General features: G+C 58.9%; 23 protein-coding genes. 10 read left to right on the forward strand and 13 right to left on the reverse strand.

Annotated features, from left to right (window positions below; all coding sequences use genetic code 11):
• Nucleotides 1–57: 57 nt before the first annotated feature.
• Entirely contained in the window at nt 58–1,596 is a 1,539-nt protein-coding gene (gene murJ / locus A8O26_RS15010; RefSeq protein WP_064118731.1) for a murein biosynthesis integral membrane protein MurJ, read from the reverse strand.
• 252 nt (nt 1,597–1,848) lie between these two features.
• Here murJ and rpsT point away from each other — a divergent pair, with 252 nt between their 5' ends.
• Nucleotides 1,849–2,121 carry a 30S ribosomal protein S20 gene (rpsT, locus tag A8O26_RS15015; protein WP_003228351.1) on the forward strand — a complete coding sequence of 91 codons (273 nt, stop codon included), beginning with the start codon at nt 1,849–1,851 and terminating at the stop codon, nt 2,119–2,121.
• Nucleotides 2,122–2,305: 184 nt separating this feature from the next.
• Here the strand turns inward: rpsT and A8O26_RS15020 are convergent, their stop codons facing one another.
• From A8O26_RS15020 to rplU, 5 genes are all read right to left on the reverse strand, one after another.
• Nucleotides 2,306–2,773 (reverse strand): CreA family protein, encoded by a 468-nt coding sequence (locus tag A8O26_RS15020; protein ID WP_007909822.1) that lies wholly within the window; start codon nt 2,771–2,773, stop codon nt 2,306–2,308.
• 10 nt (nt 2,774–2,783) lie between these two features.
• The gene (proB, locus tag A8O26_RS15025) at nt 2,784–3,902 is read right to left on the reverse strand and encodes a glutamate 5-kinase (protein ID WP_034153848.1); all 1,119 of its coding nucleotides are present in this window, start codon (nt 3,900–3,902) and stop codon (nt 2,784–2,786) included.
• A 123-nt stretch (nt 3,903–4,025) separates the two neighbouring features.
• A complete protein-coding gene (gene cgtA / locus A8O26_RS15030) occupies nt 4,026–5,249 on the reverse strand; it encodes an Obg family GTPase CgtA (protein ID WP_064118732.1) in 1,224 nt (407 codons plus the stop codon).
• Between the two features lie 193 nt (nt 5,250–5,442).
• The gene (gene rpmA, locus A8O26_RS15035) at nt 5,443–5,700 is read right to left on the reverse strand and encodes a 50S ribosomal protein L27 (RefSeq protein ID WP_003176049.1); all 258 of its coding nucleotides are present in this window, start codon (nt 5,698–5,700) and stop codon (nt 5,443–5,445) included.
• Nucleotides 5,701–5,734: 34 nt separating this feature from the next.
• Nucleotides 5,735–6,049 (reverse strand): 50S ribosomal protein L21, encoded by a 315-nt coding sequence (gene rplU / locus A8O26_RS15040; RefSeq protein ID WP_003176051.1) that lies wholly within the window; start codon nt 6,047–6,049, stop codon nt 5,735–5,737.
• 239 nt (nt 6,050–6,288) lie between these two features.
• Here rplU and A8O26_RS15045 point away from each other — a divergent pair, with 239 nt between their 5' ends.
• The 3 genes from A8O26_RS15045 to A8O26_RS15055 all read left to right on the forward strand — a co-directional run bounded on the left by A8O26_RS15045 (nt 6,289) and on the right by A8O26_RS15055 (nt 8,259).
• The gene (locus A8O26_RS15045; RefSeq protein WP_034153846.1) at nt 6,289–7,257 is read left to right on the forward strand and encodes a polyprenyl synthetase family protein; all 969 of its coding nucleotides are present in this window, start codon (nt 6,289–6,291) and stop codon (nt 7,255–7,257) included.
• Between the two features lie 195 nt (nt 7,258–7,452).
• On the forward strand, nt 7,453–7,794 hold the full coding sequence (locus A8O26_RS15050) for a zinc ribbon domain-containing protein YjdM (protein WP_064118733.1): 342 nt from the start codon (nt 7,453–7,455) through the stop codon (nt 7,792–7,794).
• 207 nt (nt 7,795–8,001) lie between these two features.
• On the forward strand, nt 8,002–8,259 hold the full coding sequence (locus A8O26_RS15055) for a PA4570 family protein (RefSeq protein ID WP_064118734.1): 258 nt from the start codon (nt 8,002–8,004) through the stop codon (nt 8,257–8,259).
• A gap of 143 nt (nt 8,260–8,402) precedes the next feature.
• Here the strand turns inward: A8O26_RS15055 and A8O26_RS15060 are convergent, their stop codons facing one another.
• The 3 genes from A8O26_RS15060 to A8O26_RS15070 all read right to left on the reverse strand — a co-directional run bounded on the left by A8O26_RS15060 (nt 8,403) and on the right by A8O26_RS15070 (nt 10,072).
• Nucleotides 8,403–9,020 carry an FKBP-type peptidyl-prolyl cis-trans isomerase gene (locus A8O26_RS15060; RefSeq protein ID WP_064118735.1) on the reverse strand — a complete coding sequence of 206 codons (618 nt, stop codon included), beginning with the start codon at nt 9,018–9,020 and terminating at the stop codon, nt 8,403–8,405.
• 122 nt (nt 9,021–9,142) lie between these two features.
• The gene (locus A8O26_RS15065) at nt 9,143–9,448 is read right to left on the reverse strand and encodes a DUF6482 family protein (RefSeq protein WP_008078563.1); all 306 of its coding nucleotides are present in this window, start codon (nt 9,446–9,448) and stop codon (nt 9,143–9,145) included.
• A 135-nt stretch (nt 9,449–9,583) separates the two neighbouring features.
• Nucleotides 9,584–10,072: a TIGR00645 family protein gene (locus tag A8O26_RS15070; protein WP_007909801.1), complete on the reverse strand. Its 489-nt coding sequence runs from the start codon at nt 10,070–10,072 to the stop codon at nt 9,584–9,586.
• Nucleotides 10,073–10,231: 159 nt separating this feature from the next.
• Here A8O26_RS15070 and A8O26_RS15075 point away from each other — a divergent pair, with 159 nt between their 5' ends.
• A complete protein-coding gene (locus A8O26_RS15075) occupies nt 10,232–12,061 on the forward strand; it encodes a hypothetical protein (RefSeq protein WP_064118736.1) in 1,830 nt (609 codons plus the stop codon).
• On the opposite strand, the gene A8O26_RS15080 is transcribed toward A8O26_RS15075, so the two are convergent.
• Both A8O26_RS15080 and A8O26_RS15085 read right to left on the reverse strand, forming a co-directional pair.
• Nucleotides 12,058–12,378, reverse strand: a complete 321-nt coding sequence (locus A8O26_RS15080) for a hypothetical protein (RefSeq protein WP_064118737.1) — start codon at nt 12,376–12,378, stop codon at nt 12,058–12,060. The two genes, A8O26_RS15075 and A8O26_RS15080, sit on opposite strands and share 4 nt — an antisense overlap.
• Nucleotides 12,379–12,703: 325 nt before the next feature.
• Nucleotides 12,704–15,142: a Lon protease family protein gene (locus A8O26_RS15085; protein ID WP_064118738.1), complete on the reverse strand. Its 2,439-nt coding sequence runs from the start codon at nt 15,140–15,142 to the stop codon at nt 12,704–12,706.
• A gap of 301 nt (nt 15,143–15,443) precedes the next feature.
• Here A8O26_RS15085 and A8O26_RS15090 point away from each other — a divergent pair, with 301 nt between their 5' ends.
• From A8O26_RS15090 to A8O26_RS15105, 4 genes are all read left to right on the forward strand, one after another.
• Nucleotides 15,444–15,932: a DUF3015 domain-containing protein gene (locus A8O26_RS15090; RefSeq protein ID WP_007909797.1), complete on the forward strand. Its 489-nt coding sequence runs from the start codon at nt 15,444–15,446 to the stop codon at nt 15,930–15,932.
• A 94-nt stretch (nt 15,933–16,026) separates the two neighbouring features.
• Nucleotides 16,027–17,880 carry an Lnb N-terminal periplasmic domain-containing protein gene (locus A8O26_RS15095; protein WP_064118739.1) on the forward strand — a complete coding sequence of 618 codons (1,854 nt, stop codon included), beginning with the start codon at nt 16,027–16,029 and terminating at the stop codon, nt 17,878–17,880.
• 217 nt (nt 17,881–18,097) lie between these two features.
• Nucleotides 18,098–18,454, forward strand: coding sequence for a hypothetical protein (locus A8O26_RS15100; protein WP_064118740.1), 357 nt, complete (start codon nt 18,098–18,100; stop codon nt 18,452–18,454).
• Between the two features lie 70 nt (nt 18,455–18,524).
• Nucleotides 18,525–19,019, forward strand: coding sequence for a GreA/GreB family elongation factor (locus A8O26_RS15105; protein ID WP_064118741.1), 495 nt, complete (start codon nt 18,525–18,527; stop codon nt 19,017–19,019).
• Here the strand turns inward: A8O26_RS15105 and gdhA are convergent.
• Both gdhA and ettA read right to left on the reverse strand, forming a co-directional pair.
• Nucleotides 19,016–20,353 (reverse strand): NADP-specific glutamate dehydrogenase, encoded by a 1,338-nt coding sequence (gene gdhA, locus A8O26_RS15110; RefSeq protein WP_064118742.1) that lies wholly within the window; start codon nt 20,351–20,353, stop codon nt 19,016–19,018. The two genes, A8O26_RS15105 and gdhA, sit on opposite strands and share 4 nt — an antisense overlap.
• A gap of 351 nt (nt 20,354–20,704) precedes the next feature.
• The gene (gene ettA, locus A8O26_RS15115) at nt 20,705–22,369 is read right to left on the reverse strand and encodes an energy-dependent translational throttle protein EttA (protein WP_064118743.1); all 1,665 of its coding nucleotides are present in this window, start codon (nt 22,367–22,369) and stop codon (nt 20,705–20,707) included.
• A 425-nt stretch (nt 22,370–22,794) separates the two neighbouring features.
• Here ettA and morA point away from each other — a divergent pair, with 425 nt between their 5' ends.
• Nucleotides 22,795–26,643, forward strand: a complete 3,849-nt coding sequence (gene morA, locus A8O26_RS15120) for a cyclic di-GMP receptor MorA (RefSeq protein WP_064118744.1) — start codon at nt 22,795–22,797, stop codon at nt 26,641–26,643.
• Nucleotides 26,644–26,768: the final 125 nt, after the last annotated feature.

The raw sequence follows: 26,768 nt of genomic DNA on the forward strand, positions 1-26,768 counted from the left end.
CAAAGTGAACGAGCCGACAAAACTGCCGGCCCGCGCCTGTTTATAAAGGGTAAAACCTTAGCTCAGGGCCTTGCGATTGAAGTCACGCAAGCGGAAACCGAGCAGCAGCAACATACCGAAATAGGACACCACGCCCGCCGCGACCAATGCGCCCAGACGCAGGAAGCGTTCAAGCATGTGACCTTGATCCCACGCCGGCATGAAATGCATGCCAAGCAGCAACACTGCCGACATCACCGCCACCGCGATCACCAGTTTGAAAGCGAACTTGGCCCAGCCCGGCTGCGGCTGATACATCTGTTGTTTGCGCAGTTGATAGAACAGCAGCCCGGCGTTGAGGCAGGCACCGGCACTGATCGCCAGGGCCAGACCGGCGTGAGCCAGAGGGCCAATCAGCACCAGGTTGAACAACTGAGTGACGACCAGGGTGAAGATTGCGATTTTTACCGGGGTACGGATGTTCTGTTGCGCATAAAAGCCCGGCGCGAGCACTTTGATCACGATAATTCCGAGCAGGCCGACAGAATAGGCAATCAGCGCACGCTGGGTCATTTCCGCATCAAAGCCACTGAACTGACCGTACTGGAACAGCGAAACGGTCAACGGCTCGGCGAGAATCCCCAGCGCCAGTGAGCACGGCAGCACCAGCACAAAGCACAGACGCAGGCCCCAATCGAGAATCCGCGAGTATTCGTGGCGATCTTTGCTTGCGTAAGTTTTCGCCAGGGTCGGCAACAGGATTGTGCCCAGCGCCACACCCAGTACGCCGGATGGCAACTCCATCAAGCGGTCGGCGTAATACATCCACGACACCGAGCCCGCGACCAGAAACGAGGCGAAGATGGTGTTGATGATCAGCGAGATCTGGCTGACCGACACGCCGAGAATCGCCGGCAGCATCTGTTTCATCACCCGCCACACACCGCTATCTCGCAGGTTCAGGCGCGGCAGCACCAGCATGCCGATCTTTTTCAGGTGCGGCAATTGATAGAGCAACTGCGCCAGACCACCGACCAATACCGCCCAACCGAGCGCCATTACCGGCGGATCGAAATACGGCGTCAGGAACAGCGAAAACACGATCATGCTGACGTTGAGCAGGGTCGGCACGAACGCCGGCACCGAGAAACGGTTCCAGGTATTGAGAATCGCGCCCGCCAGCGACGACAGCGAGATCAGCAATATATAAGGGAACGTCACCCGCAACAGATCAGAGGTGAGCTGAAATTTTTCCGGCGTGTCGGTAAATCCCGGAGCCGTGGCCCAGATCACCCAAGGCGCAGCGATCATGCCCAGCGCCGTGACGATCGCCAGCACCAGTGTCAGCAGACCCGACACATAAGCAATGAAGGTACGGGTCGCCTCTTCGCCCTGCTGGCTTTTGTATTCGGCCAGAATCGGCACGAATGCCTGCGAGAAAGCACCCTCGGCGAAGATCCGCCGCAGCAGATTGGGCAATTTGAAGGCGATAAAGAAGGCGTCCGTCGCCATTCCGGCACCGAATGTACGGGCAATCAATGTGTCACGAACAAACCCTAAAACCCGGGAAAGCATCGTAATAGAGCTGACAGCGGCCAACGATTTGAGCAGATTCATTGAGGGAATTTGTGCCTGTCGATAAACAGCAGGCGAACAAAGCGCCTACTTGTGCGATACTCCGCGCCGCAGCAGCACAGAGCCAAAGCTCGCGAGTTTACAGGTCAAGCGCCGGAAATAAATATCCCGCCTCTTTATACCTACCACTTAGCGGAACGTTTCAAGTGCCCTTGACAAGACTTCAACTCATCGGCATGATTCGCGGCCTATTTTGTTTGCTATTTCCTAAAAAGTCTTTCGAGGAGCTCGACGGTGGCCAACTCACCTTCCGCCAAAAAACGTGCAAAACAGGCTGAGAAGCGTCGCAGCCACAACGCCAGCCTGCGTTCCATGGTTCGCACCTACATCAAGAATGTAGTTAAAGCCATCGACGCAAAAGACGCTGAAAAAGCTCAAGCTGCATACGTTCTGGCTGTGCCAGTTATCGACCGTATGGCCGATAAAGGCATCATCCACAAGAACAAGGCTGCTCGCCATAAGAGCCGTCTGAATGGCCACGTCAAAGCGCTGAAAGAAGCCGCTTAATCCGACGTAGTCATTAAAAAACCGACCTTAGGGTCGGTTTTTTATTGCCTGTGATTTAACAAATCCAGCGCAAAAAAAATGTGGGAGCGAACCTGTTCGCGAATGGGATCTGCCAGTTGATAGCTCTATCGACTGACACGACCTCTTCGCGAGCAGGCTCACTCCCACATTTGCATCTGCGGGGTTATTGCTGGACGGGCACCCATGGCAGGATCGGAATGGCAGTCACGGCATTCTGCGGACTGCCTTCGATCAAGCGATCGCTGTAGACCAGGTAAACCAGCGTATTGCGCTTCTTGTCGAGGAAACGCACCACCTGCATGGTTTTGAACACCAACGAAGTGCGCTCCTTGAATACCTCATCGCCGTCCTTCAGATCGCCCTTGAACTTGATAGGGCCGACCTGACGACAAGCGATCGATGCTTCCGCGCGATCTTCAGCCAAGCCCAAACCACCTTTCACGCCGCCAGTCTTGGCGCGCGACAGGTAGCAGGTCACCCCTTCAACCTTCGGGTCATCGAATGCTTCGACGACGATCCGGTCGTTCGGGCCGACGAACTTGAACACCGTCGACACTTGACCGATTTCCTCGGCCGAGGCCAGCAATGGCATTGCCATCAGCAAGCCCAACAATCCTTTCGCTAAACGCATCGAGTTTTCCTTAGACCAGAATCAGGTTGTCACGGTGAACCAGTTCAGGCTCCGCCATGTAACCGAGCAAACCGACAATCGCATCCGACGACTGACCGATGATTTTTTGTGCTTCCAGCGCACTGTAGTTGGCCAGGCCACGGGCGATCTCACGACCGTCCGGCGCTACACAGACCACCATTTCACCGCGACGGAAACTGCCCTGCACCAACTTCACACCCACCGGCAGCAGGCTTTTGTTGCCCTGCGATAGCGCCGACACCGCACCATCATCCAGCACCAACGTGCCGCGAGTCTGCAGATGCCCGGCCAGCCATTGCTTGCGCGCCGCGAGCATGCCGCGCTCAGGCGACAGCAACGTGCCGATGCGCTCACCCGCCTTCAGACGATCAAGCACGCGCTCAAGTCGTCCACCGACAATGATGGTGTGCGCACCGGAACGCGCCGCCAGCCGCGCCGCGCGCAACTTGGTCTGCATGCCGCCACGCCCCAGCGCGCCGCCGGTACCACCCGCGACCGCATCGAGGCTCGGATCATCAGCGCGCGCCTCGTAAATCAGCTGCGCATCAGGGTTGTTGCGCGGATCGGCGTCGAACATGCCGTCGCGATCGGTGAGGATCACCAGCAGATCGGCCTCGACCAGGTTCGCCACCAGCGCTGCCAGCGTATCGTTGTCGCCGAAGCGGATTTCGTCGGTGACCACGGTGTCGTTTTCGTTGATCACCGGAATGACTTTCAGCTCGACCAGTGCGCGCAGGGTGCTGCGGGCATTGAGGTAGCGCTTGCGGTCGGACAGGTCGTCGTGGGTCAGGAGAATCTGCGCAGTGTGCCGGCCGTGCTCGGCAAAGCTCGATTCCCACGCCTGCACCAAGCCCATCTGACCAATTGCAGCGGCCGCCTGGAGCTCGTGCATCGCACTGGGTCGTGCGGTCCAGCCCAAACGGCTCATGCCGGCCGCCACCGCCCCGGAGGACACCAGCACCAACTCGACGCCAGCCTCATGCAAGGCCACCATCTGCTCGACCCAGACACTCATTGCCGCGCGATCCAGCCCTTTACCATCAGCTGTCAGCAAAGCGCTGCCGATCTTCACGACCCAACGCTGCGCACCTGTCACCTTGCTCCGCATCATCTTCAACCTTAGCTTGAGAGCAGCGCGACCCAGCGCTGCCCATGACGTTATTTGTGACTTGCGATTTCCAGATACTAAAACGCCGCTCGATTGAGCGGCGCTTAAGTTTACTGCAACGAATCAGTCACGCACGTAAATGATTTCCGGACCGTCTTCGTCATCCACATCTTCTTCGTCCCAGTCATCGTCGCCGATGTCATGGACCGACTTCACGCCACTGCGACGCAGGGCACGCTTGTCATCCAGTGCCTGCAGCTGCGCGCGCGCTTCGTCTTCGATGCGCTGATCGAGATCGGCCAGCTCTTCCTTGTAAGCCGGGTCGGCAGCAAGGCGATCAGCACGGTCTTCCATGTAACGCATGATGTCGTGGCACAGACGCTCGGTACCGATCTTGGCGATGGCCGAGATCACGTAGACCGGACCAGTCCACTCGAGGCGCTCAACGATTTCCTTGACGCGCTCATCGTGATCTTCTTCAAGGATCTGGTCGCACTTGTTCAGTACCAGCCAACGATCACGCTCTGCCAGAGACGGGCTGAACTTGATCAGTTCGTTGACGATCACTTCTGCCGCGTCTGGTGCACTGGAATCATCCAGCGGCGCCATGTCGACGAGGTGCAGCAGCAGACGCGTACGCGCCAAATGCTTGAGGAAGCGAATGCCCAGGCCGGCGCCATCGGAGGCACCTTCGATCAGACCCGGAATGTCCGCGACGACGAAGCTTTTCCAGCGATCGACGCTGACCACACCCAGGTTCGGCACCAGCGTAGTGAACGGATAGTCAGCCACTTTCGGCTTGGCGGCAGAGACCGAACGGATGAAGGTACTTTTACCGGCGTTCGGCAAACCGAGCAGACCGACGTCAGCCAGCACTTTCATTTCCAGTTTCAGGTCGCGCTGCTCACCCGGCTTACCCGGCGTGGTTTGACGCGGCGCACGGTTGGTACTGGATTTGAAACGGGTGTTGCCCAGACCGTGCCAGCCGCCCTGCACGACCATCAGTTTCTGGCCAGCCTTGGTCAGGTCGCCAATCACTTCCTGAGTGGCGGAGTCGATCACCGTGGTGCCGACCGGCACGCGCAGGATCAGGTCTTCACCTTTTTTCCCGGTGCAGTCGGTGCTGCCGCCGTTGGAGCCACGCTCGGCATCGAAGTGCCGGGTGTAACGGTAGTCGACCAGGGTGTTGAGGTTTTCGTCAGCCATCATGTAGATGGAACCGCCGTCACCGCCATCACCACCGTTCGGGCCACCGTTTTCGATGAATTTTTCCCGACGGAAACTCATGGCACCGTTGCCACCGTCACCGGCCTTTACGCGAATCGATACTTCATCAACAAACTTCATAACCAACGCCTCTCGCCGTACGGACGAGCCGAAAAACAATCAAGACATAAGACTCTTGCAAAAATGAGCGCAGCGACCCCAAAACACGACCTGCATCGCACGCCGACAGCCCATACAAACAGCTTTGCAAGAGACTCACCCCACAAACGAAAAAGCCCCGTCGCGAGACAGGGCTTTTCCAGCGATCGCGCAATTAAGCGGCGACAACGCTCACGTAACGGCGGTTGAACGCGCCTTTTACTTCAAACTTGATCACGCCTTCGATTTTCGCGAAGAGGGTGTGATCCTTACCCATACCAACGCCGTAGCCAGCGTGGAATTGGGTGCCGCGCTGACGCACGATGATGTTGCCCGGAATGATTTTCTGGCCGCCATACATCTTAACGCCAAGGCGTTTGGCTTCTGAGTCGCGACCGTTACGGGTACTACCACCAGCTTTTTTGTGTGCCATGAGTCAATTCTCCTAGTGAGGAATTAGGCTGAAATTAAGCCTGAATACCGGTGATTTTGATCTCGGTGTACCACTGGCGGTGGCCCATACGCTTCATGTGGTGCTTACGGCGACGGAACTTGATGATGCGGACTTTATCGTGACGACCTTGGGAGATCACTTCAGCCACAACGGTAGCGCCAGCAACAACTGGAGCGCCGATATTCACGTCGTCGCCATTGGCAACCAACAGAACGCGATCAAAGGTAACGGATTCGCCGGTAGCGATTTCCAGTTTTTCGATCTTCAGGTATTCACCTGGGGCGACTTTGTACTGCTTGCCGCCAGTAACGATTACTGCATAAGACATGGTATTTCTCCGATAATCCTGCTCACCCAGCTCTTTATAAGAAGAGGTATTGGCTGGCATGGCTGCATAAGGCTGGAAGGCCCGTTGCAATTGCGTAAGGCAGGTGCTGCCCAGGAAGTTCAGGGTGCGCGATTGTACGCAAGGCGCGGCAGGCTTGCAAGTAGCCGTCTATCGCGCCTTGACAGGTCTGGATGGGGGTCCTAGCATGCCGCGCAACCCTTCTGGAGCGACTCTCGCTGATGCAACCCCAAGCTTTCTACCGCGCGGTGGCGGACGATTTTAGCGCCGTCGACGGCATCATCAAGAAGCAGCTGACTTCCCGAGTACCGCTGGTATCGAAAATCGGCGATTACATCACCTCGGCTGGCGGCAAGCGTCTGCGTCCTTTATTAGTGTTGCTGTGTGGCAAGGCCCTGGGTCGCGAAGGCGACGACATGCGTCTCCTAGCCGCCACCATCGAATTCCTGCACACCGCGACCCTGCTGCATGACGACGTCGTCGACATGTCCGGCATGCGCCGTGGCCGCTCGACTGCCAACGCCATGTGGGGCAACGCCCCGAGCGTACTGGTCGGCGACTTCCTGTACTCGCGCTCGTTCGAAATGATGGTCGAACTGGGCTCGATGCCGGTGATGAAGATTCTGTCCCAGGCCACGCGCATCATCGCCGAAGGCGAAGTGCTGCAGTTGTCCAAGGTGCGCGACGCCAGCACCACTGAAGAAACCTACATGGAAGTCATCCGCGGCAAGACCGCGATGCTCTTTGAAGCCTCGACCCACAGTGCCGCCGCATTGGCCGGCGCTACCGCTGAGCAGAGCGAAGCCCTGCGGACCTTCGGCGATCACCTGGGCGTGGCGTTCCAACTGGTCGACGACCTGCTCGACTACAAGGGCGACGCCGAGACCCTGGGCAAGAACGTCGGTGACGATCTGGCCGAAGGCAAGCCGACCCTGCCGCTGATCTACACCATGCGCGAAGGTACGGCTGAACAGGCTGCCCTTGTGCGTCAGGCGATCCAGAAAGGCGGGATCGAAGACCTGGAAAGCATCCGCATTGCCGTGGAAGCGTCCGGCTCGCTGGAGTACACCGCGCAACTGGCCCGTGATTACGTGGCACGCGCGATCAAGTGCCTTGAGGCGCTGCCAGCCAGCGAATACCGCGATGCACTGGTTGAGCTGAGCGAATTTGCGGTCGCCCGTACGCACTGATACAACCCACTGTGGGAGCGAGCCTGCTCGCGAAAGCATTCTGCCAGTCGATATCAATGCTGACTGACAAAACGCCTTCGCGAGCAGGTCGAATCGTCGCACCGTCGCTCCCACAGTTGTTTCTGCGCTATGCCCTCCCTCGCGTAAAACCCTATACAATGTGCGACTTTTAGCGATCCCTACCAAGGAGCCTTAGTGAGCACGTTGCCACCCTGCCCGAAATGCAATTCCGAATTCACCTACGAAGACGGTACCCAACTGGTGTGCCCGGAGTGCGCCCACGAATGGTCCGCCAATGGCGAAGCCGAAGTGGCGTCCGATGATGCCGTGAAGAAAGACTCGGTCGGCAACGTCCTGCAGGACGGCGACACCATCACCGTGATCAAGGATCTGAAGGTCAAGGGCACCTCGCTGGTGGTCAAGGTCGGCACCAAGGTCAAGAACATCCGCCTGTGCGATGGCGATCACGACATCGACTGCAAGATCGACGGCATCGGCCCGATGAAACTCAAATCCGAGTTCGTCAGAAAAGTCTGATTCTGCTGTGATCCATCCCGCGCCAGCCGTGGGATGGAGCTTTACCCTCCCCCCGCTTCACCCCGATAAAACCACGCAATAGCTAAACGCCAGCCGTTTTGACCTTACGCAATCTTTACCCGGAAAATTTCAGAATCCGCCAATAGACGCTTGCTATTTGATGAATAAGAATTATTCTCATTGAAACCCTTCAAGGAGATGAGAACCATGACTTATTTGATCGACGCGTGGCTGGATCGCCCACACCCTTACCTCAGAATCCTCCATCGGGAGACCGGTGAAGTCTGTGCGGTTCTTGAGGAAGAAGCCTTGCATGAGCTGCAGGATCAAGGCGATCTGGACGTCAGCAGCCTCAATTCCAGCGAGCCGCTTGTGCTCAAGGAGCTGGTGCGCAATCTGTTCCTGTTCTGCTACGCCCGGGCCTTGCGCCCTTCGCATGAACTGCACCACAAGATAGAACTATGAAAATGCAACATGTCGGAGCAAGCCCTGTGGGATCGAGCTTGCTCGCGAAGAGGCCATAACATTCAACATCATCGTTGAATGACATACCGCTTTCGCGAGCAAGCTCGCTCCCACATGACCGAGCCCGCTCCAACAATCAGGGATTACAGAACGTCCAGCAGCTCGACGTCGAATACCAGCACGCTGTGCGGCGGGATGCTGCCAACGCCTTGAGCGCCGTAAGCCAGTTCGCTCGGCACGTACAGACGCCATTTGCTGCCGGCATTCATCAGTTGCAGGGCTTCGGTCCAGCCAGCGATCACGCCGCCAACCGGGAATTCTGCAGGCTGGCCGCGCTCGTAGGAGCTGTCGAACACAGTGCCGTCGATCAGCGTGCCGTGGTAGTGGGTACGCACTTGATCTTCACGGGTCGGCTTGGCGCCTTCGCCCTGAGTCAGCACTTCAAATTGCAGGCCGGAAGCCAGAGTGGTGATGCCGTCGCGCTTGGCGTTTTCAGCCAGGAAGGCCAGACCTTCGCCAGCAGCGGCTTCAGCTTTGGCAGCCGCTTCGGCTTGCATGATTTCGCGGATAACCTTGAAACTGGCGGACAGCTCTTCCTGACCCACACGGCTTGGCAGACCGCCGAACGCGTCGGTCAGGCCAGCCAGGATGGCGTCCAGGCTAACGCCCGGTGGCGGGTTGTCGCGCAGCTGGTCACCCAGCTGACGGCCGATGCCGTAGCTGACGCGGGTTTCGTCGGTGGACAGATTTACTTCGGACATGACACTGCTCCGCTGTGCGGACGGCCACAAGACTTGCCGTGCGTGCACAGCGCGTCCCGGCGCGCCCGGAACCAAAAGGGCGAGCAGACTAGCACAGATGCTCAGGCGTTGGCGCGCAACGCCTACAGGGCTGAACGCCAGGCGAGCGGCACTTTCAGGCTTTCCTCGCCACTGGCGCCCAGGCCACACATTTCATCGTGGACCGAGGTGTGGACTAGATTGAAGGGCAGCACCGGAAAGGCATGCAACAAGTCCCGGGCATGCTCCACCGAACGCAGGGTCAGCATGTTGCCCTTGAGATCACTCAACGGATACGCCGCCCCGTGCATCCGTGCTTCGAGCAGATAAATCCCGCCTTCCATGGAGATCAGGTTCAACTCATCGACCTTCCTGGCGATGGCAAACGCATTCAACTCTTGCAGGTTCATGAACGCACCTCGTGCAGTGGCGAGTCAGGACGTCTACAGGGATATGCCCGCGCGCACCAAAGCACAAGCCACAAACGACACCGCCCGTCTGTTTCGCAACAGACGGGCGGTGTTTTTGCATCGATCAGCGATTGATCAGTGCTTGGTGACCTTGTCCAGGTAACCCATGGCGAATGCCGAGACCACAAACGTCATGTGGATGATCACGTACCACATCAGGTGCTCGGGATCGACGTTCTTGGCGTCCATGAAGATGCGCAGCAGGTGGATCGAAGAGATCGCCACGATCGAGGCCGCGACTTTCATCTTCAGCGACGACGAGTCCATGGTGCCGAGCCAGCTGAGCTTTTCCTTGCCTTCATCGATGTTCAGTTCAGAGACGAAGTTCTCGTAGCCGGAAATCATCACCATCACCAATAGCCCGCCGACCAGCGCCATGTCGATCAGCGACAGCAGCACCAGGATCAGTTCCGATTCGGCCATCGAGAACACGTTGGGCAGGATGTGGAACACTTCCTGGAAAAATTTCAGTGCCAGCGCCAGCAACCCGAGGGACAGCCCGATATAGATCGGCGCCAGCAGCCAGCGCGAGGCGTACATTGCATTTTCGATAAAGCGTTCCATTGAATCTCACACAAGGGGCTGGAAATGGCGGCGAGTATACCAGCGACCTGTGACAGCCAGAAACCGCCCGCAAATCCGTCACCTGCGTGTGTGTGTCATTTTTTTTCTGCTAGTGTCCAAACCATTGACAGCCCGTGACTGTGGACAGGACGAGTGGAAATGGATGTGCGATTGCCGATAACGACTGCCGGAATGTGCCTCGCGCTGCTGCTGGGCGGCTGCTCACCCAGCGATGAAAAACACGCCGCGAGCCTTGAGGAAAAAACTGCAAAGTTCGAACAGTCACTGGATGCCATCACTGACCCGAAGCTCAAGGAGGCCGTAGCCGAGCTCGGCAGTTCCCTGCTATTGCTTGAACGTGCGCAGGTCAAACTCGACGACATTCCAGCGCGCACCGAATACGGTGAAGATGCCCTCGCCGTGCTCAAGCACTACCCGGCTCCGCAGGCGTTGGTCGACACCTTCATCAACGGCCTGTTCGTGCTGCACAAGGACTCTAGCTCCGACTACCTCACCGATCTGCAACCGGTATTCCCGTTCAACCTGAACATTCCCGGCGGTTTCCTGTTCCCCCATGGGGTGGAATGGCAGTCAGTGACGTTGAGCAACAAGCGCGTGATCCCTTACCAGCCGGAATGGTCGGAAACCGATCCCGGCATTCAGCTCAGCCCTTCCAGCTCCAACGTCACTAACCCCGATGACCTGACGGTGACCTACCCGTTCATCGACGGCCTCGACGTCGACAAGAAGTCCCTGCCGCAACCGGTCAGCCTGCAAGGCCAGATCGAAGTCATCGCGCCGCGCCGCTTGTACAGCTTCGACCTGACGCAAAAGGATGTCGGCCAGACCCGCACCAATGACAACCTCAGCGTCAAACTGCTGAAACTTGAAAAGAACTACGCCGAAGTCGAATTCAGCAACAACCTGCCGCTGGCCGCGGAAGTGGCAGACGCGCAGCTCAATCCATTGATCGTTCAGGCCCGCGATAAAACCGGGCAGTATCTGATACGCGCCGGCTCGATCAATGAGAGCCCCGAGCAAGTGGCGTTCTACGAAAAACAGCTGACTGACCTGCAACAGCAAAAGAGCTGGAGCGATTCGCTGGAAAAGCAGCTCACGCAAGAGCAACAGGCATTCGAGGAACAACACCCGCGTCGCTACAACAAAGTTTATTTCAATGGCCCGATCGAAACCCTGGAAGTCAGCGTGCTCGACTTTTCCTCGGCGACGGTGACGCGCAAAAAGCTGGATCTGCCGATCCGCACGTTCAATCAACACACCACGGAAAAAGCCATTGCGCCGCTGGATCTGCCGGTGACGGTTTATGACGATCTGGCGGTCAACTGGCTCAAGGGTGCGAGCCTGACCGAAGAACAACTGAAGGCTGGCATTCGCGTCCATCAGTCGGTGGAAGAGCCGAGCGCGGCACGCATCGAGTTTTCCCATCGCCGTTCTTTCAACGATGAATTACTGGGCGATGACTTCAATCCGGGCGTCAGCCCGGTAACGTTTTTTACCGAAAAGCGCAGCGGCAAGCTTGATGAGCCGATCGAATTGCCGCCCGAGGCGTATCAAGTCGATCCGCTGCGCGCGACGATTACTTACGACCTGAATCTGTTCCCGGAAACCCCGGCGATTGCCGTCGGCTCAATGCCATTGTTTCTCGCAACAGTCGCCAAGCAGGCGTACGACGCCAAGTCGTTGCCCAAAGGTCTGGAGATCAAGAACAATCAACTGGTGGTGGATCTGAAACTGTTCCCACCCAACGAGTGGCGTTTCTTCGTCAAAGACGACAGCGGCAACTACCTCAAGCAGGTTCTTTCAGTCAGCCATGACGCGAGCGCAGAAGGCCCGGCGTTGTTCGGCGTGCATTACTTCTATGGTCGCCCGACCCACGTGGAAACCTATCAGCGCACCGACCTCGCCACCGTGCAATACGGCTTTGAGGTCAAACTCGACAAGGCGCCACAGGCCGGCACGGCGCACTAACTGTTGAGGCTGCGGCCACGTCCGCCGTTGATCTGGCGTAGCTGGGCTTGCAGGTGCAGGCTCCAGATTTGCGGATCATCGGCCAGTTCGTAGCCATGCAAGGTCAGGCTTTCAACGATGGTGTCGAGTATCGATTCGGCGGCGACCGGCCCATGAAACGGGCCCTGGGCTTTAATCGCGGAAGGTTGTTCGCCGGCCATGCCGGCCGCGAAGAGCAGCGTCCACATGCCGTTATCGCCGGCCAAGGGTTTGATGGCGCATTCGATACGAGTCACAAGACCCAGGCATTGACGGGTGAGACAGAGGTTGCGCGACATGGCGGCGACCCTCGGTGAAGCCGGTATTCAGCCCCCACGGGAGGACTGGCTCGATCCAGTGATACTGTCGATATCCTTGAGCTGAGAATAGAAGAAAAGTCTGCTGCGCAAGCCGAATGGAACCAGAAGGCGCCGAATGGTCATTGTGTGAATATTGGCGCCAGAGTTGTGGCGAATTTCCGGAAGATCCCCACAAAGACCAATGTGGAAAAACAACTGTGGGAGCGAGCTTGCTCGCGAATACGGAGTGTCAGGCAACTGATTCGTTGACTTATACACCGCTTTCGCGAGCAAGCTCGCTCCCACAGGGTTCGTTTTAAGACTGTTAGGCCGGTTTTGCTTCGGCTAACGCCTCTTGGGCCAATTCCTTCTCGGCTTCCTTGAGGTCCTCTTCGCTGATCATTTCGGCGATGTCGCGCAGGCGCTCCACCACCCGTGCGTTGATGCTGCCTTCCGGGAATTCGCCATCGGCATTCGGCTCACCGGCCGGTTCACCGACCAGCAGGCTCAACGCCTCGTCGGCCTGACGCACCGCGTATACGTGGAACTGCCCGGCACGCACCGCCGCCAGCACTTTCTCATCCAGCATCAATGTCGCGACGTTGGCCTGCGGAATGATTGCGCCCTGTTCACCGGTCAGCCCGCGCGCTTCACAGAGGCGGAAGAAACCTTCGATCTTCTCGTTGACCCCGCCCACCGCCTGCACTTCGCCGAACTGGTTGATCGAACCGGTGATCGCGAAGCACTGCTTCAATGGCGTTTTCGACAGCGCCGAAATCAGCGTGCACGCCTCACCCAGCGACGCACTGTCGCCATCGACGTAACCGTAGGATTGCTCCAGCGCGATGCTCGCAGAAATCGCCAGCGGGAATTCCTGGGCGTAACGGCTGCCCAGATACCCGGTGAGGATCATCACGCCTTTGGAGTGGATCGGCTGACCGAGGTTGACCTCACGCTCGATGTCGACGATGCCGCTGCCGCCCGGGTACACCGTGGCGGAAATCCGCGCCGGCACACCGAACGCCGAGTCGCCGACTTCGAGCACGGTCAGACCGTTGCACTTGCCGACCGCCGCGCCGTCGGTGTCGATCAGGATGATCCCGGCGAGCATGTCGTCGAGAATCCGCGCCGACACACGTCCGGTGCGCGTGGCCTTGGCTTTCAGCGCACGCTCGATGTGCCCGGCATCAGTCATCTCATCGCCGGCCAGATGACGGATGAAATCCGCTTCGCTGACCAATTGGAACAGATCACCGATACGCGCCGACAAACGCCCCTGATGCTCGGCCAGTCGTGCGCTGTAAGTCGCCAGACGCGCCACCGCATCGGCGGTCAGCGGCGCCATGCCTTCTTCCGAAGTACGGGTTTTCAACAGCTGGGCGAATTGCTCCAGGCTCTCGTCGACCATCGGGATGTCTTCGTCGAAATCCACCAGAACGCGGAACATCTCCTGGAAGTCCGGATCGAGGTCTTGCAGGGTGTAATACAGCGAACGCGCACCGATGATGATGACTTTGACCTGCAGCGGAATGTGCTGCGGGTTGAGGGTCACGGTGGCGAAACGGCCCATCTCGCCCAGCGGCGATTCCATTTTCAGCTTGCGCGATTGCAGGGCGCGTTTCAGCGCGTCCCACACGAACGGCTCGCTGAGCATTTTTTCCGCTTCAAGAATCAGGAAACCGCCGTTGGCGCGGTGCAAGGCTCCCGGACGCAACTGGCGGTAAGTGGTGTAGAGCGCGCCCTGATCGGTGGTGTATTCGATGCGGCCGAACAGGTTTTCGTAAGTCGGGTGCGGCTCGAAAACGACTGGCGCACCGCCGCTGAGCGGATGACCGACCACCAGGCTCGGTGCGTATTGCTCTTCCAGCAGCTTGCGCGCAACGGCGTCAGTCTTGCTGTCATCGACCAGTTGCTCGACAACGGTTTTCAGCAGATATACCTGCATCGCTTGCAGGTAACCGCAGACGGCCGCGTTCTCGGCGTACTTCTCCGACAGCGGCGACAGCAATGGCTGCAAAGCCAGGGTGATGGTTTCTTCGTTGAGCGCACGCAGTTGATTGTTCGACTCACGCTTCCATTGCGGCAGGCTGGCGAGCTCTTCGTTCAGACGCTCTTCGAGGCCGGAGATGTCTTCGTGAAAACGCTCGCGATCGGCTTCCGGCAACTGGGCGAATTCGGCTTCGTCCAGCGCTTTACCGTCGAGCATCGGCGTGAAGGCAACGTTGCTGCTGTCGCGGTACAGGGCGACGTCTTTTTCCAGGGCCAGACGCTCGATGATGTCGAGGGCCTTGTCATAGCGCTGGTTGAAGGCGCGGTCGATGGCGCTTTTCTTTTGCTGGTAGGACGGGTGCTCAAACACCGCTGGAAACGTTGCCAGCAGGTTGTCGATCAAACCGTTGATGTCACCGATAAACACGCCGGCAGTGCCCGAAGGCAATTCCAGGGCGCGCGGCTCGCGCGGCTCATCGAAATTGTTGACGTAGACCCAGTCCGCCGGGGTCTGCAGGCGTTTGCCTTCGGCCTTCAGGTAGCGTTTGACGAACGAGAAACGGCCGGTGCCGGGTTCGCCCATGACAAAGACGTTGTAACCGGGGCGTGGCATGGCCACACCGAACTGCAAGGCTTCGACCGCGCGTTCCTGGCCGAGCACACCGCGAAAGGGCTCCAGATCATTGGTGGTAGTGAAGCTGAACTGTTCAGCGGAAAACGGACGGGTCAGCGCTTCGGGCGCGAGACGCAAGCTGGCAGCAACAGGATCAGGCATCGGGCTTCCTTAACAATCAGGCGGGGCAGATAGCGGCATTCTGGCGCTGCCCGTGCCCCACTGGCAAGGCGCGCCATGTGACAAAGCATAGACAACCGGCCGCCCCAGCGGCGCGCCCCCTGAAACCGGGGTCATGAGCGAATCTTTTGTAAAAAATCACGGAACCCCGGGAACGTGCCTAAACTCCAAACTGCGCGGCTGGAACTAATACCGGCCCACTGGCTTCGTTTGGGTCTGTTTCGTACAGAGCTTGGGGGGCCAGAACCCTGTCCATTGGTATGCACACAAAGAGAACAAAGCTATGAAACGGATTCTTCTCGGTACTCTCTTCACCGCTGTATCCATCAACGCAATGGCGCAAGCTCCAGGCGGCCCGGATTGCGGTTGGGGCAACATGCTGTTCGAAGGTCAGCGTGGCACCCCTGCTCACTTCCTCGCTTCCACCACCAACGGCACTTCCGGTAACGCGACCTTCGGTATGACGTCCGGCACCAACGGTTGCTCGACCAACGCTTCGCTGACCTATGGCGGCAAATCCTGGTTTGCCATGAATGGCATGATGAACGAGCTGTCCGAAGACATGGCCAAAGGCAACGGCGAAGCGCTGACGACTTATGCCGTGGTACTGGGCGTGGCGCCGGAAGATCGCGCGCACTTCGCTGCTGTGACTCACGAGCACTTCCAGCAGATTTTCAGCAAGGCTGACGTGACCGCTGAAGACGTGCATACCAACACCCTGGCCGTACTGAAATCGGATCCTCGTCTGGCCAAGTACGCAACTCAGGCTTAAGCTCGACCCCACCCGCTTCCTTCGGGAAGCGGGTTTTGTTTTTTCGGCCCGCCCTCCTTGGGTCTTTATTTCTTTCCTGTTCAAGTTGCCGACTATGCTCAAACGCCTTGCCTGGCTGGCGCTCTGTGTCTGCGCCCCGCTGTCCGCCGCGCCCCACATCGACCCTCAACGTTTGCAGCAACTGGCCAACGACCGCTTCTGGATTTCCCTCGGTCACTACGAAACCGCCAAGCTTGGCGGCTGGCGCAGCTATGTCAGCGACAAGAAATTCTTTCTCGCGCCCGATGGCAACGAACATCCCGATCATGAACTGGCGGCCACCGTGCAAGCGCTGTACGCCCCGGCCCGTCTTGGCGAGCAACATGCGCAATGCGTTTATCCGGCGCGCACTCGCTGGCTGAAAGCACAGCTCAATCTCAGCGATCTGCCGACGCCAGAATGCGCCGAGTACAAAAAGTGGTTCAAGGATGTCTCGCCGCACAGCGCGGTGATGATCTTCCCGGCGGCTTATTTGAACAGTCCGTCATCGATGTTCGGCCACACCCTGCTGCGTATCGATCAGGCCGATGTGCAGGCCGACAAGACGTCGCTGCTGAGTTACGCGATCAACTTCGGCGCCTACATCGAAGGCTCGGACAACAGCATTCTTTACGCCTGGAAGGGTTTGATGGGCGGCTACCCAGGGTTGTTTGCACTGGTGCCGTATCAGGAAAAGCTTTCGGAATATCGGAGCCTGGAAAACCGCGATTTGTGGGAATACCGACTGAATCTGACCCAGGAAGAAACCGCGCGCATGGTCGAGCATGTGTGGGAGCTCAAGCAGATTCAGTTCGACTATTTCTTCTTCGATGAAAACTGCTCGTACCGTTTGCTCGAACTGCTGCAAGTCGCCCGGCCGAGTCTGCGCCTGACCGACCAATTTCCGTTGACCGCCATCCCCACCGACACCGTCAAAGCGGTGAAGGAAGCCGGGCTGGTGGAAAGTATCGAATATCGCCCGTCCCGCGAGCGCGAACTGCTCAGCCGTGCCGAGCCTTTGAACAGTGACGAACAGCAATGGGTGCTGAACGTCAGCGCCGATCAACAGGTTTTGCAAGACCCGACCTTCAAAGCCCTGCCCCGCGACCGTCAGGCGTTGATCATCGACGCGGCGTATCGCCTCGAACGCTACCGCGCCAACGGCCAGGGACGCGATCCGCAAAGGGCGCAACGCAGTTTCGAATTGCTGCGGGCGATCAACAAGAACCCCGCGCCCGAACTGGACATTCCACAGCCGGGATTGCCTGAGGATGGCCATGAATCGCGCACCTGGCAGGCCGGTCTCGGCACCCGTGGCGATCGCGCGTTCGGTGAATACGGTTTGCGCATGGCCTATCACGATCTCAACGACAACGCCGAAAGCTTCCCGCTCGGCGCGCAGATTGAAATCCTGCAGATGAAGTTGCGCCAGTACGAAGGCAATCACTGGCAATTCCAGCAACTGGATCTGGCGACGATTCGCTCGCTGACGCCACGCAATGAGCTGTTGCAGCCACTTTCGTGGCAGGTCACCGGTGGTCTTGAGCGCGTACCGGGCAAGCATGATGACGAGACGCTGGTCAGCCATGTGAATGGCGGCGGTGGCGGCACCTGGGCGCTGGGCGACGATGTGCTGGGTTTTGCCCTCGGCACCGTGCGCGTTGAACACAACAATGACTTCGCCGAGTTCGTGTCCCCTGCAGGCGGTTTCAATACCGGCGTGTTGTGGAAAAACCCGTTGGGCAATCTCAGCCTGGAAGCCAAGGGCGATTATTTTTTCAATGGCGAAGTGCGCCGCAGCCTGAGTTTGAACCAGCAGTGGGAATTGTCACGCAACCTGGGTTTGCGCCTGAGTGCGCAGCGTGAGTTCAGCCACCTTGCCACGCCGGAAACCGAGGTCATGCTTGAAGTGAAGTGGTATCACTACTGACTCCGAACACAACACAGAACCAATGTGGGAGCGAGCTTGCTCGCGAAAGCGGTGGGTCTGTCGATATTAAAATCGCCTGACAGGACGCCTTCGCGAGCAAGCTCGCTCCCACATTGGTTTTGTGGTGTTAATGGATTTTTCACGGGGCTTCGACAGCCGTGTCATGAATCCCCTTCTAGACTTTCCCTATCAGCCGAGACCGGCGCGGGAGAGTGCAATGTGGCGGTGTGCGGGTTGGCTGGGTGTTGTTTTGTTGCTGGGCGGTTGCCAGACCACTCACGAAGATTTGATCGCCAAGGGATACCCACCGGCTTTCGCCGACGGCTTTGACGATGGTTGCGTCAGTGGTCGCCAGGCCGCCGGTTCGATCAGCGGTGAGTTTCGCAAGAACGTGCCGCGTTATCTCAAGGACAAGCAATACGCCGAAGGCTGGACCGACGGCTTCCGCCAGTGTCAGGCGATGCTGGAGAACAAGGATCGCGAGCAGTATCGCAACGAACACTGGGACGAACGCGAGCGCGCCTGGCAGCAACAGAAAGATCAGGACGCCGGGCGGGCCTATCGCTCGCCATAGGTCGTTTCCAGACATCCAGTGAAACCAAATGCCTGCGAGCATGGCCCAAACCTCATATGAGGAGGACACCATGAGTCGCGCATTCGTCAACGAAGACAACGCCGCCGCGCAAGCCGATCAGCCCGTCGAACGGCAGGTCAGCACGCAGCCCAATTACGTCACGCCGCAAGGGCTGGCGCAGTTGCAGGCGAAAGTCGCCGAACTGCAAACCCTGCATGCCGAACAATCGGCCAAAGGTGAGCAGGCCGACAAACAACGGTTGGCGGATCTGCAAAGGGATTTGCGTTATTTCAATCAGCGCCTGAGCAGCGCACAAGTCGCGGTTGCCGCCACATCCACCGACAAGGTGCAGATCGGCAGTTGGGTGACCTACGCCGACGAACACGACACCGAACGTCGGGTGCAACTGGTCGGCGAAGATCAGGCCGATGCCGGCAAAGGCCTGATCAATTGGGGCTCACCGCTGGGCCGGGCGTTACTCGGTGCCCGGCTCAATGACGAGGTGCTGTGGCAGCGCCCCGCCGGCGATCAAATCATCGAAGTGATCCGCATCGAACCGGCTTAAACCACGCCCTGCGCGAGCATTGCGTCGGCGACTTTGACGAAGCCGGCGATGTTCGCGCCTTTGACGTAGTTGATCCGCCCGTTCTCTTCGCCGTAATGCACGCAAGCGTGGTGGATCGACTGCATGATCGCGTGCAGCTTGCTGTCCACCTCACCCGCCGTCCACAGCAGGCGCATAGCGTTCTGCGACATCTCCAGACCACTCACCGCCACGCCGCCGGCATTGGACGCCTTGCCCGGAGCAAAGAGAATGCCGGCCTCGATAAAGATATCCACAGCCTCCAGCGTGGTCGGCATGTTCGCGCCTTCGGCCACGCATACGCAGCCATTGCGCAGCAGCGCGTGTGCGGCTTCGGCGTCGAGTTCGTTCTGCGTGGCGCACGGCAGCGCGATGTCGCATGGCAGCGACCACGGCAACTGACCGGCGCGGAATTCCAGACCGAAGGCGGCCGCCAGTTCGCTGATGCGACCGCGTTTGACGTTTTTCAACTCCAGCAGCGCCAGCCACTGCTCTTCGCTCAAGCCTGCTTCGCAATACAGCGTGCCTTCGGAGTCGGACAGGGAAATCACCTTGCCGCCCAGGTCCATGACTTTGCGCGCGGCGTATTGCGCGACGTTGCCGGAACCGGAGATCGCTACGCGTTTGCCTTCGACGCTCAGCTCGCGACGCTTGAGCATTTCTTCCGCGAAATACACGCAGCCGAAACCGGTGGCTTCCGGGCGAATCAGGCTGCCGCCGTAGGTCATGCCTTTGCCGGTCAGCACGCTGGTGAACTGATTGCTCAGGCGTTTGTACTGGCCGAAGAGGAAACCGATCTCGCGCGCACCGACACCGATATCACCGGCCGGCACGTCAACGTCGGCGCCGATGTGGCGGTACAACTCGCTCATGAAGGCCTGGCAGAAGCGCATGACTTCAGCGTCGCTCTTGCCCTTTGGATCGAAATCCGAGCCGCCCTTGCCGCCGCCCATGGGCAATGAGGTCAGGGAGTTTTTGAAGGTCTGTTCGAAGGCGAGGAATTTCAGCACGCCGAGGTTCACCGAAGGATGGAAGCGCAAGCCGCCCTTGTACGGGCCAATCGCGCTGTTCATCTGGATGCGGAAACCGCGATTGACCTGGACTTTGCCCTGATCGTCGACCCATGAAACGCGGAACACCACGGCACGCTCCGGCTCGCAGATACGTTCCAGAATCCCCGAGCTCAGGTAGTGCGGATTGGCTTCGAGAAAAGGCCACAGGCTACGCAGGACTTCTTCGACGGCCTGGTGAAATTCGGGTTGATCCGGGTCGCGTTTTTTCAAGCGGGCGAGGAAGGATTCGACGGATTCGATCATGGGAAAAGTCTCGGCAAATTTATTGTCGTTGGAGGAGATTGGGCCGGACTGTAACAAACGAAATGCGCACAGGAACAGAGCAAAATGTCGCAGTTATGAAATTAAATGGTGCACAGGATATAAATCAGGGGGGTTTTTTGGAGTGTTTTTGCACCTGAATGGTGATTCAAGATTTGAGTTATGCACCAACAGTTACACCGCCTTCGCGAGCAAGCTCGCTCCCACATTTGAAATGCGTTCCCCTGTGGGAGCGAGCTTGCTCGCGAAGGGTGCGACTCGGTAAACCTGAAAAAAACCGGGCAAAAAAAACGGAGCCCGAAGGCTCCGCTCTTTCATGCAACCGACCCGATATCAGGCCAGTTTCTTGTGACGTACCCGGTGTGGCTGGGCAGCCGCTTCGCCGAGGCGTTTCTTGCGATCCGCTTCGTACTCGGTGTAGTTGCCTTCAAAGAAGATCGCTTGAGAGTCGTCTTCGTACGCGAGGATGTGGGTCGCGACGCGGTCAAGGAACCACCGATCGTGAGAGATCACAATGGCGGCGCCCGGGAAGTCCAGCAAGGCTTCTTCCAGCGAACGCAAGGTTTCAACGTCGAGGTCGTTGGACGGTTCGTCGAGCAGCAGGACGTTACCGCCCTCCTTCAGGGTCAACGCCAGGTGCAGACGACCACGCTCACCACCGGACAGATCCTTGACGAACTTCTGCTGATCGCCGCCCTTGAAGTTGAAACGACCGACGTAGGTGCGCGACGGAATCTCGTAGTTGCCGATGCGGATCTGGTCGGAACCGTCGGAGATTTGCTGGAACACAGTCTTGCTGCCATCCAGGTCATCGCGGCTCTGATCGACGCAGGCCAGTTGCACGGTTTCGCCGACTTCGATGCTGCCCGAATCCGGTGTTTCCTTGCCCATCAGCATGCGGAACAGGGTCGACTTACCAGCACCGTTGCCGCCGATCACGCCGACGATGGCGCCTTTGGGCATCGAGAACGACAGGTTGTCGATCAGCACGCGATCGCCGTAGCCCTTGGTGACGTTCTTGAACTCGATGACCTTGTCGCCCAGGCGCGGACCGGCCGGGATGTAGATCTCGTTGGTTTCGCTGCGCTTCTGGAATTCCTGCGATTGCATTTCTTCGAAGCGTTGCAGACGTGCCTTGGATTTCGACTGGCGGGCTTTCGCGCCTTTGCGCACCCACTCCAGTTCTTCTTTCATGGCTTTTTCGTGTGCCGACTGCTGCTTGGATTCGGCGGCCAGACGATCGGACTTGGCTTCGAGCCAACCCGAGTAGTTGCCTTCGTACGGAATGCCCGCGCCGCGGTCGAGTTCCAGAATCCAGCCGGCGACGTTGTCGAGGAAGTAACGGTCGTGCGTGATCGCGACCACGGTACCCGGGAAGTCGTGCAGGAAGTGCTCCAGCCACGCAACGGAATCGGCGTCCAAGTGGTTGGTCGGTTCGTCGAGCAGCAGCATGTCCGGCGCAGACAGCAGCAGACGGCACAGGGCCACACGACGTTTTTCACCACCGGAGAGGAATTCGACCTTGGCGTCCCAGGCCGGCAGACGCAGTGCGTCGGCGGCGACTTCCAGTTGGCGATCAAGGTTGTGACCGTCGCTGGCTTGCAGGATCGCTTCGAGCTTGGCCTGTTCAGCAGCCAGTTTGTCGAAGTCGGCGTCTTCTTCAGCGTAAGCCGCGTAGACCTCGTCCAGGCGCGCCTGGGCGTTCTTGATCACGCTGACCGCTTCCTCGACCACTTCACGCACGGTCTTGGTTGGGTCAAGTTGCGGCTCTTGCGGCAGATAACCGATGTTCAGTTCCGGCATCGGACGGGCTTCGCCCTCGAACTCGGTGTCGACGCCGGCCATGATTTTCAGCAGCGTGGACTTACCCGAACCGTTGAGGCCGAGTACGCCAATTTTGGCGCCGGGGAAGAACGACAGCGAAATGTTTTTGAGAATTTCCCGCTTCGGCGGAACAACTTTGCCCAGCCGATGCATGGTGAAGACGTATTGAGCCATGGAGAACCTTGGGTCAGTGACAGATGAATGATTGCAGCGCAGGCGAAGCCCGGCCAGACCATGCGCGTCGTTCACTTGATGGTTATCAATGCGTGCGCGCTGAAAAAGTCTGAGTCTAGGAGCTGGACCAGACGCTGTTAAAACGTAACGAGCGAAGGAAAGACAAGGCGAAAACAGGCGAGGACGCGGAGTTTACGGGTTGTAAATGAGCAGTCCGAGCCTGTTTTCAACGCAGTATTTCCGAGCGCAGTAGTTTTAACAGTGTCTGGGCTCCCGCGTAACCGGCAAAGCTACCTTAATGACCGGTGGCAGTCCAGCCGAGCGGGGCTGGCACTTCGCCACAACTCAAGGCATGCTAGCCGCCCTTTGGGCGTCCGGCTTATAGTGCACGTCGCGCCAGTCCAGCCAGACCGCAGGATTACAGCTTGTCCAATGTCACTCCGCCAGCCTCTGTGAGCAGCACCCAACCGGCGCCCGGCTCGCCCCTGCGCGGGACATTAAAGGGCGCGCTGGCGACGCTGGTGCTTTTGCTGCTGGCGCTGCTGTTCTGGCAACTGCTCGATCAACTGCGCGAAACCCAGAAAAACCAGCGCCAGTACACCATCGATTACACCGCCGACCTCGCTTCGCAGGTCAGCCTGAACATGGCGCTGAACGCGCAAATCGCCCTCAATCTGCTACCGATCGTCGAGCAGCCGCAATCAGCCGACGAACAGCAGGCGCTGCTGCGCAAACTCCAGCAATCGTTGCCGGACCTGCGCAGCATGGCGTTGCTCAGTCCTTCCGGGCGGATCATCAGCGACAGCGCTGCCGACAGTTCCGACGCCGATTACCTGACCGAACTGGTCCGGCGCAGCCACGCTCAAGCGCACTACTTCAGTAATGCCGATGACGGCTCGGTGGTGCATCTGTTGCTCCATCAGGCCAGCGGCAGCACCCGCGGCTATTGGGCCTTGCGCCTGACTCCGACCTTCTTCGATTCGCTGACCAAACAGGGTGACACCGGCCTGCGCCCGCTGTGGCTGGTGGAAAACCGCATCAACCATCAGATCATCAGCCGCGACGAAGCGCTGCCCGCGGCCAAGCCGGGCGTGCTCACGCCCGATGATCTGGCCAACACCGTGCTGACCGTGCCGCTGAGCAGCAGCGACTGGCAACTGCGTGGCCTGTTCGACCGCCAGCGCGTGCTCGAAGAATTGCTGCCGGCGTTCATCGGTAAATGCCTGCTGGGTCTGGCGTTCTCGATGCTGCCGGTGATTGCCCTGTTGAACATGCGCCGCCGCCAGCGCCAGTTGCATGAAGGTCGCCGGCGTTATCAGGACATTTTCGAAGGCACCGGCGTCGCGCTATGCGTGCTCGACCTGTCCGGGCTCAAACAAGTCTTCGACAAGGCGCAGATCCAGACCAGCGATCAGCTCAAGGCCTGGCTCGACCAGCCACTGCAGCGCCAACAGTTGCTGCAAGAACTGCGCGTGACCGAGGTCAATCAGGTGGCGCTGCAACTGCTCGACGTCAATTCCTGCGAGCACGCCTGGCAACTGCTGATCGATGGCCATCCGCACTATCACTGCGCAATCGGCAATCAGGTGCTCGACGCGGTTCTGCAACAGCAAAAGCAGCTGGAACTGGAAGTCAAACTGCCCAACAGCAGCGGCCGCGACCAGCACCTGTGGATGGTCTTGCGCCTGCCGCAGGAGCAGCACGACTACAAAGCGGTGATCCTCAGCATCAACGACATCACCAGCCGCAAGCTGATCGAACTGTCACTGCTGGAACGCGAAGGTTTCTGGTCGGACGTGGTGCGCACCGTGCCGGATCATCTGTACGTGCAGGACGTGATCAGCCAGCGGATGATTTTCAGCAACCACCACCTCGGGCAGACTCTCGGCTATAACCGCACCGAACTGCACCAGATGGGCGAGTATTTCTGGGAAATCCTCCTGCACCCGGAAGATGCCGATTATTACCATCGCTCGCGGCAGATGCAGCGTCACGCCGGTTACAGCCAGTTGCTGCAATGCCAGTTGCGCTTCCGTCATCGCGACGGCAAGTGGCGGCGTTTCGACATTCGCGAACAGGCACTGGCCCGCGACAAGCACGATCAGGTCACGCGGATCATCGGCGTGGCCAAAGACATCACCGAGCAGATTGAGGCCAGCGAATCCCTGCGCGACAGCGAGCAGCGTTACCGCATGCTCGCCGAAAGCATCAGCGACGTGATTTTCTCCACCGACAGCAAACTCTCGCTGAACTACGTCAGCCCGTCGGTGCAAGCCGTGCTGGGTTACGACGCCGAGTGGATTTTCCAGAACGGCTGGCAATCGACCATCGCCAACCCGCAGCAACTGAGCGGCATCTACACGCTGATGGATCGGGTCAGCAAGGCGCTGGACAAACCAGAGCAACTGGCGCTGTTGCGCAGCCAGGTGCAGACGCAACTGTTCCTGTTCGACTGTCTGCGCGCCGATGGCCGCAAGATCCCGATCGAGCTGCGTCTGGTGCTGGTGTGGGACGAGCACGGCGCGTTCGAAGGCGTGCTCGGTGTCGGTCGCGACATCAGCCAGCAGCGTCGCGCCGAGAAAGACCTGCGCATGGCCGCCACGGTTTTCGAACACTCGACCTCGGCCATTCTGATCACCGACCCGGCCGGCTACATCGTGCAAGCCAACGAAGCCTTCAGCCGCGTCAGCGGTTACGCGGTGAGCGAGGTGCTCGACCAGTTGCCGAACATGCTCACCGTCGATGAGCAACAGGACGCGCACCTGCGTTACGTGCTCAAGCAATTGCATCAGCACAACACCTGGGAAGGCGAAGTCTGGCTCAAGCGTCGTAACGGCGAGCATTACCCGGCGTGGGTCGGCATTACTGCGGTGCTCGATGACGAGGGCGACCTGGCCAGTTACGTGTGCTTCTTCAGCGACATCAGCGAGCGCAAGGCCAGCGAGCAGCGGATTCACCGCCTCGCTTACTACGACGCCCTGACCCACCTGCCGAACCGCACGCTGTTCCAGGATCGTCTGCACACCGCGCTGCAATCGGCCGAGCGGCAGAAGTCGTGGGTCGTGTTGATGTTCCTCGACCTCGACCGTTTCAAACCGATCAACGACTCCCTCGGTCATGCCGCCGGCGACCGCATGTTGAAGGACATGGCCACGCGCCTGCTGACCTGCGTCGACGATGACGACACTGTGGCGCGCATGGGCGGCGACGAGTTCACTCTGCTGCTGCAACATCGTTCCAGCCGTGAAATGGCGCTGAACCGGGCGATTCATGTCGCCGAGCAGATTCTTGGCAGCCTGGTGCGGCCGTTCGTGCTCGAAGGCCGCGAGTTCTTCGTCACCGCCAGTATCGGCATCGCCCTGAGCCCGCAGGACGGCAACGAACTCAGCCAGTTGATGAAGAACGCCGACACCGCGATGTACCACGCCAAGGAACGCGGCAAGAACAACTTCCAGTTCTATCAGGCCGACATGAACGCCAGTGCGCTGGAGCGTCTGGAGCTGGAAAGCGACTTGCGCCATGCCTTGGAACAAAACGAATTCGTCCTGTATTACCAGCCACAATTCAGCGGCGACGGCAAACGCCTGACCGGTGCCGAAGCGCTGTTGCGCTGGCGTCATCCACGTCGTGGCCTGGTGCCGCCGGGGGATTTCATTCCGGTGCTGGAAGAGCTCGGGCTCGTGGTGGACGTCGGCGATTGGGTGATCAGCGAAGCGTGCCGTCAGTTGAAGACGTGGCACCAGAATCGTGTGCGTGTGCCTAAGGTCTCGGTGAACATCTCCGCACGGCAGTTCTCCGACGGCCAACTCGGTACGCGGATCGCCACGATTCTGCGCGAGACCGGCCTGCCGCCGGCGTGTCTGGAGTTGGAGCTGACCGAAAGTATCCTGATGCGTGAAGTCAGCGAGGCGATGCAGATTCTCGCCGGATTGAAAAACCTCGGCCTGAGCATTGCAGTCGATGACTTTGGCACTGGTTATTCATCGCTTAACTACCTCAAGCAGTTCCCGATTGACGTGCTGAAAATCGACCGCACGTTTGTCGATGGTTTGCCGTCGGGCGAGCAGGACGCGCAGATTGCCCGGGCGATCATCGCCATGGCGCACAGCCTCAATCTGGCGGTGATTGCCGAGGGTGTGGAAACCCATGAGCAGCTGGACTTCCTGCGCGAGCACGGTTGCGATGAGGTTCAGGGCTATCTGTTCGGGCGGCCGATGCCGGCGAGCCGGTTTGAGGCGCAGTTCAGTAACGATGCGCTGTTCATGTTTGACTGAACATCGGCGGCGTTGCCTTCGCGAGCAGGCTCGCTCCCACATGGGATTGATGTCGGTCAGAAAATCGCAAGAGCACCTCGGTTACTGTGGGAGCGAGCCTGCTCGCGAAGAGGCCTTCAAAAGCA

Source organism: Pseudomonas fluorescens (assembly GCF_001648775.1).
Taxonomy (GTDB): domain Bacteria; phylum Pseudomonadota; class Gammaproteobacteria; order Pseudomonadales; family Pseudomonadaceae; genus Aquipseudomonas; species Aquipseudomonas fluorescens_M.

Coding starts and splice junctions, on each gene's coding strand:
- gdhA (WP_064118742.1), bottom strand. CDS start 20,353: ATGATCGAATCCGTCGAATCCTTCCTCGCCCGCTTGAAAAAACGCGAC.
- A8O26_RS15100 (WP_064118740.1), top strand. CDS start 18,098: ATGTGGCGGTGTGCGGGTTGGCTGGGTGTTGTTTTGTTGCTGGGCGGT.
- A8O26_RS15070 (WP_007909801.1), bottom strand. CDS start 10,072: ATGGAACGCTTTATCGAAAATGCAATGTACGCCTCGCGCTGGCTGCTG.
- A8O26_RS15020 (WP_007909822.1), bottom strand. CDS start 2,773: ATGCGTTTAGCGAAAGGATTGTTGGGCTTGCTGATGGCAATGCCATTG.
- murJ (WP_064118731.1), bottom strand. CDS start 1,596: ATGAATCTGCTCAAATCGTTGGCCGCTGTCAGCTCTATTACGATGCTT.
- A8O26_RS15095 (WP_064118739.1), top strand. CDS start 16,027: ATGCTCAAACGCCTTGCCTGGCTGGCGCTCTGTGTCTGCGCCCCGCTG.
- A8O26_RS15065 (WP_008078563.1), bottom strand. CDS start 9,448: ATGAACCTGCAAGAGTTGAATGCGTTTGCCATCGCCAGGAAGGTCGAT.
- A8O26_RS15080 (WP_064118737.1), bottom strand. CDS start 12,378: ATGTCGCGCAACCTCTGTCTCACCCGTCAATGCCTGGGTCTTGTGACT.
- rplU (WP_003176051.1), bottom strand. CDS start 6,049: ATGTCTTATGCAGTAATCGTTACTGGCGGCAAGCAGTACAAAGTCGCC.
- A8O26_RS15085 (WP_064118738.1), bottom strand. CDS start 15,142: ATGCCTGATCCTGTTGCTGCCAGCTTGCGTCTCGCGCCCGAAGCGCTG.
- A8O26_RS15090 (WP_007909797.1), top strand. CDS start 15,444: ATGAAACGGATTCTTCTCGGTACTCTCTTCACCGCTGTATCCATCAAC.
- A8O26_RS15045 (WP_034153846.1), top strand. CDS start 6,289: ATGCAACCCCAAGCTTTCTACCGCGCGGTGGCGGACGATTTTAGCGCC.
- A8O26_RS15060 (WP_064118735.1), bottom strand. CDS start 9,020: ATGTCCGAAGTAAATCTGTCCACCGACGAAACCCGCGTCAGCTACGGC.
- A8O26_RS15055 (WP_064118734.1), top strand. CDS start 8,002: ATGACTTATTTGATCGACGCGTGGCTGGATCGCCCACACCCTTACCTC.
- rpmA (WP_003176049.1), bottom strand. CDS start 5,700: ATGGCACACAAAAAAGCTGGTGGTAGTACCCGTAACGGTCGCGACTCA.
- proB (WP_034153848.1), bottom strand. CDS start 3,902: ATGCGGAGCAAGGTGACAGGTGCGCAGCGTTGGGTCGTGAAGATCGGC.
- A8O26_RS15075 (WP_064118736.1), top strand. CDS start 10,232: ATGGATGTGCGATTGCCGATAACGACTGCCGGAATGTGCCTCGCGCTG.
- cgtA (WP_064118732.1), bottom strand. CDS start 5,249: ATGAAGTTTGTTGATGAAGTATCGATTCGCGTAAAGGCCGGTGACGGT.
- ettA (WP_064118743.1), bottom strand. CDS start 22,369: ATGGCTCAATACGTCTTCACCATGCATCGGCTGGGCAAAGTTGTTCCG.
- A8O26_RS15105 (WP_064118741.1), top strand. CDS start 18,525: ATGAGTCGCGCATTCGTCAACGAAGACAACGCCGCCGCGCAAGCCGAT.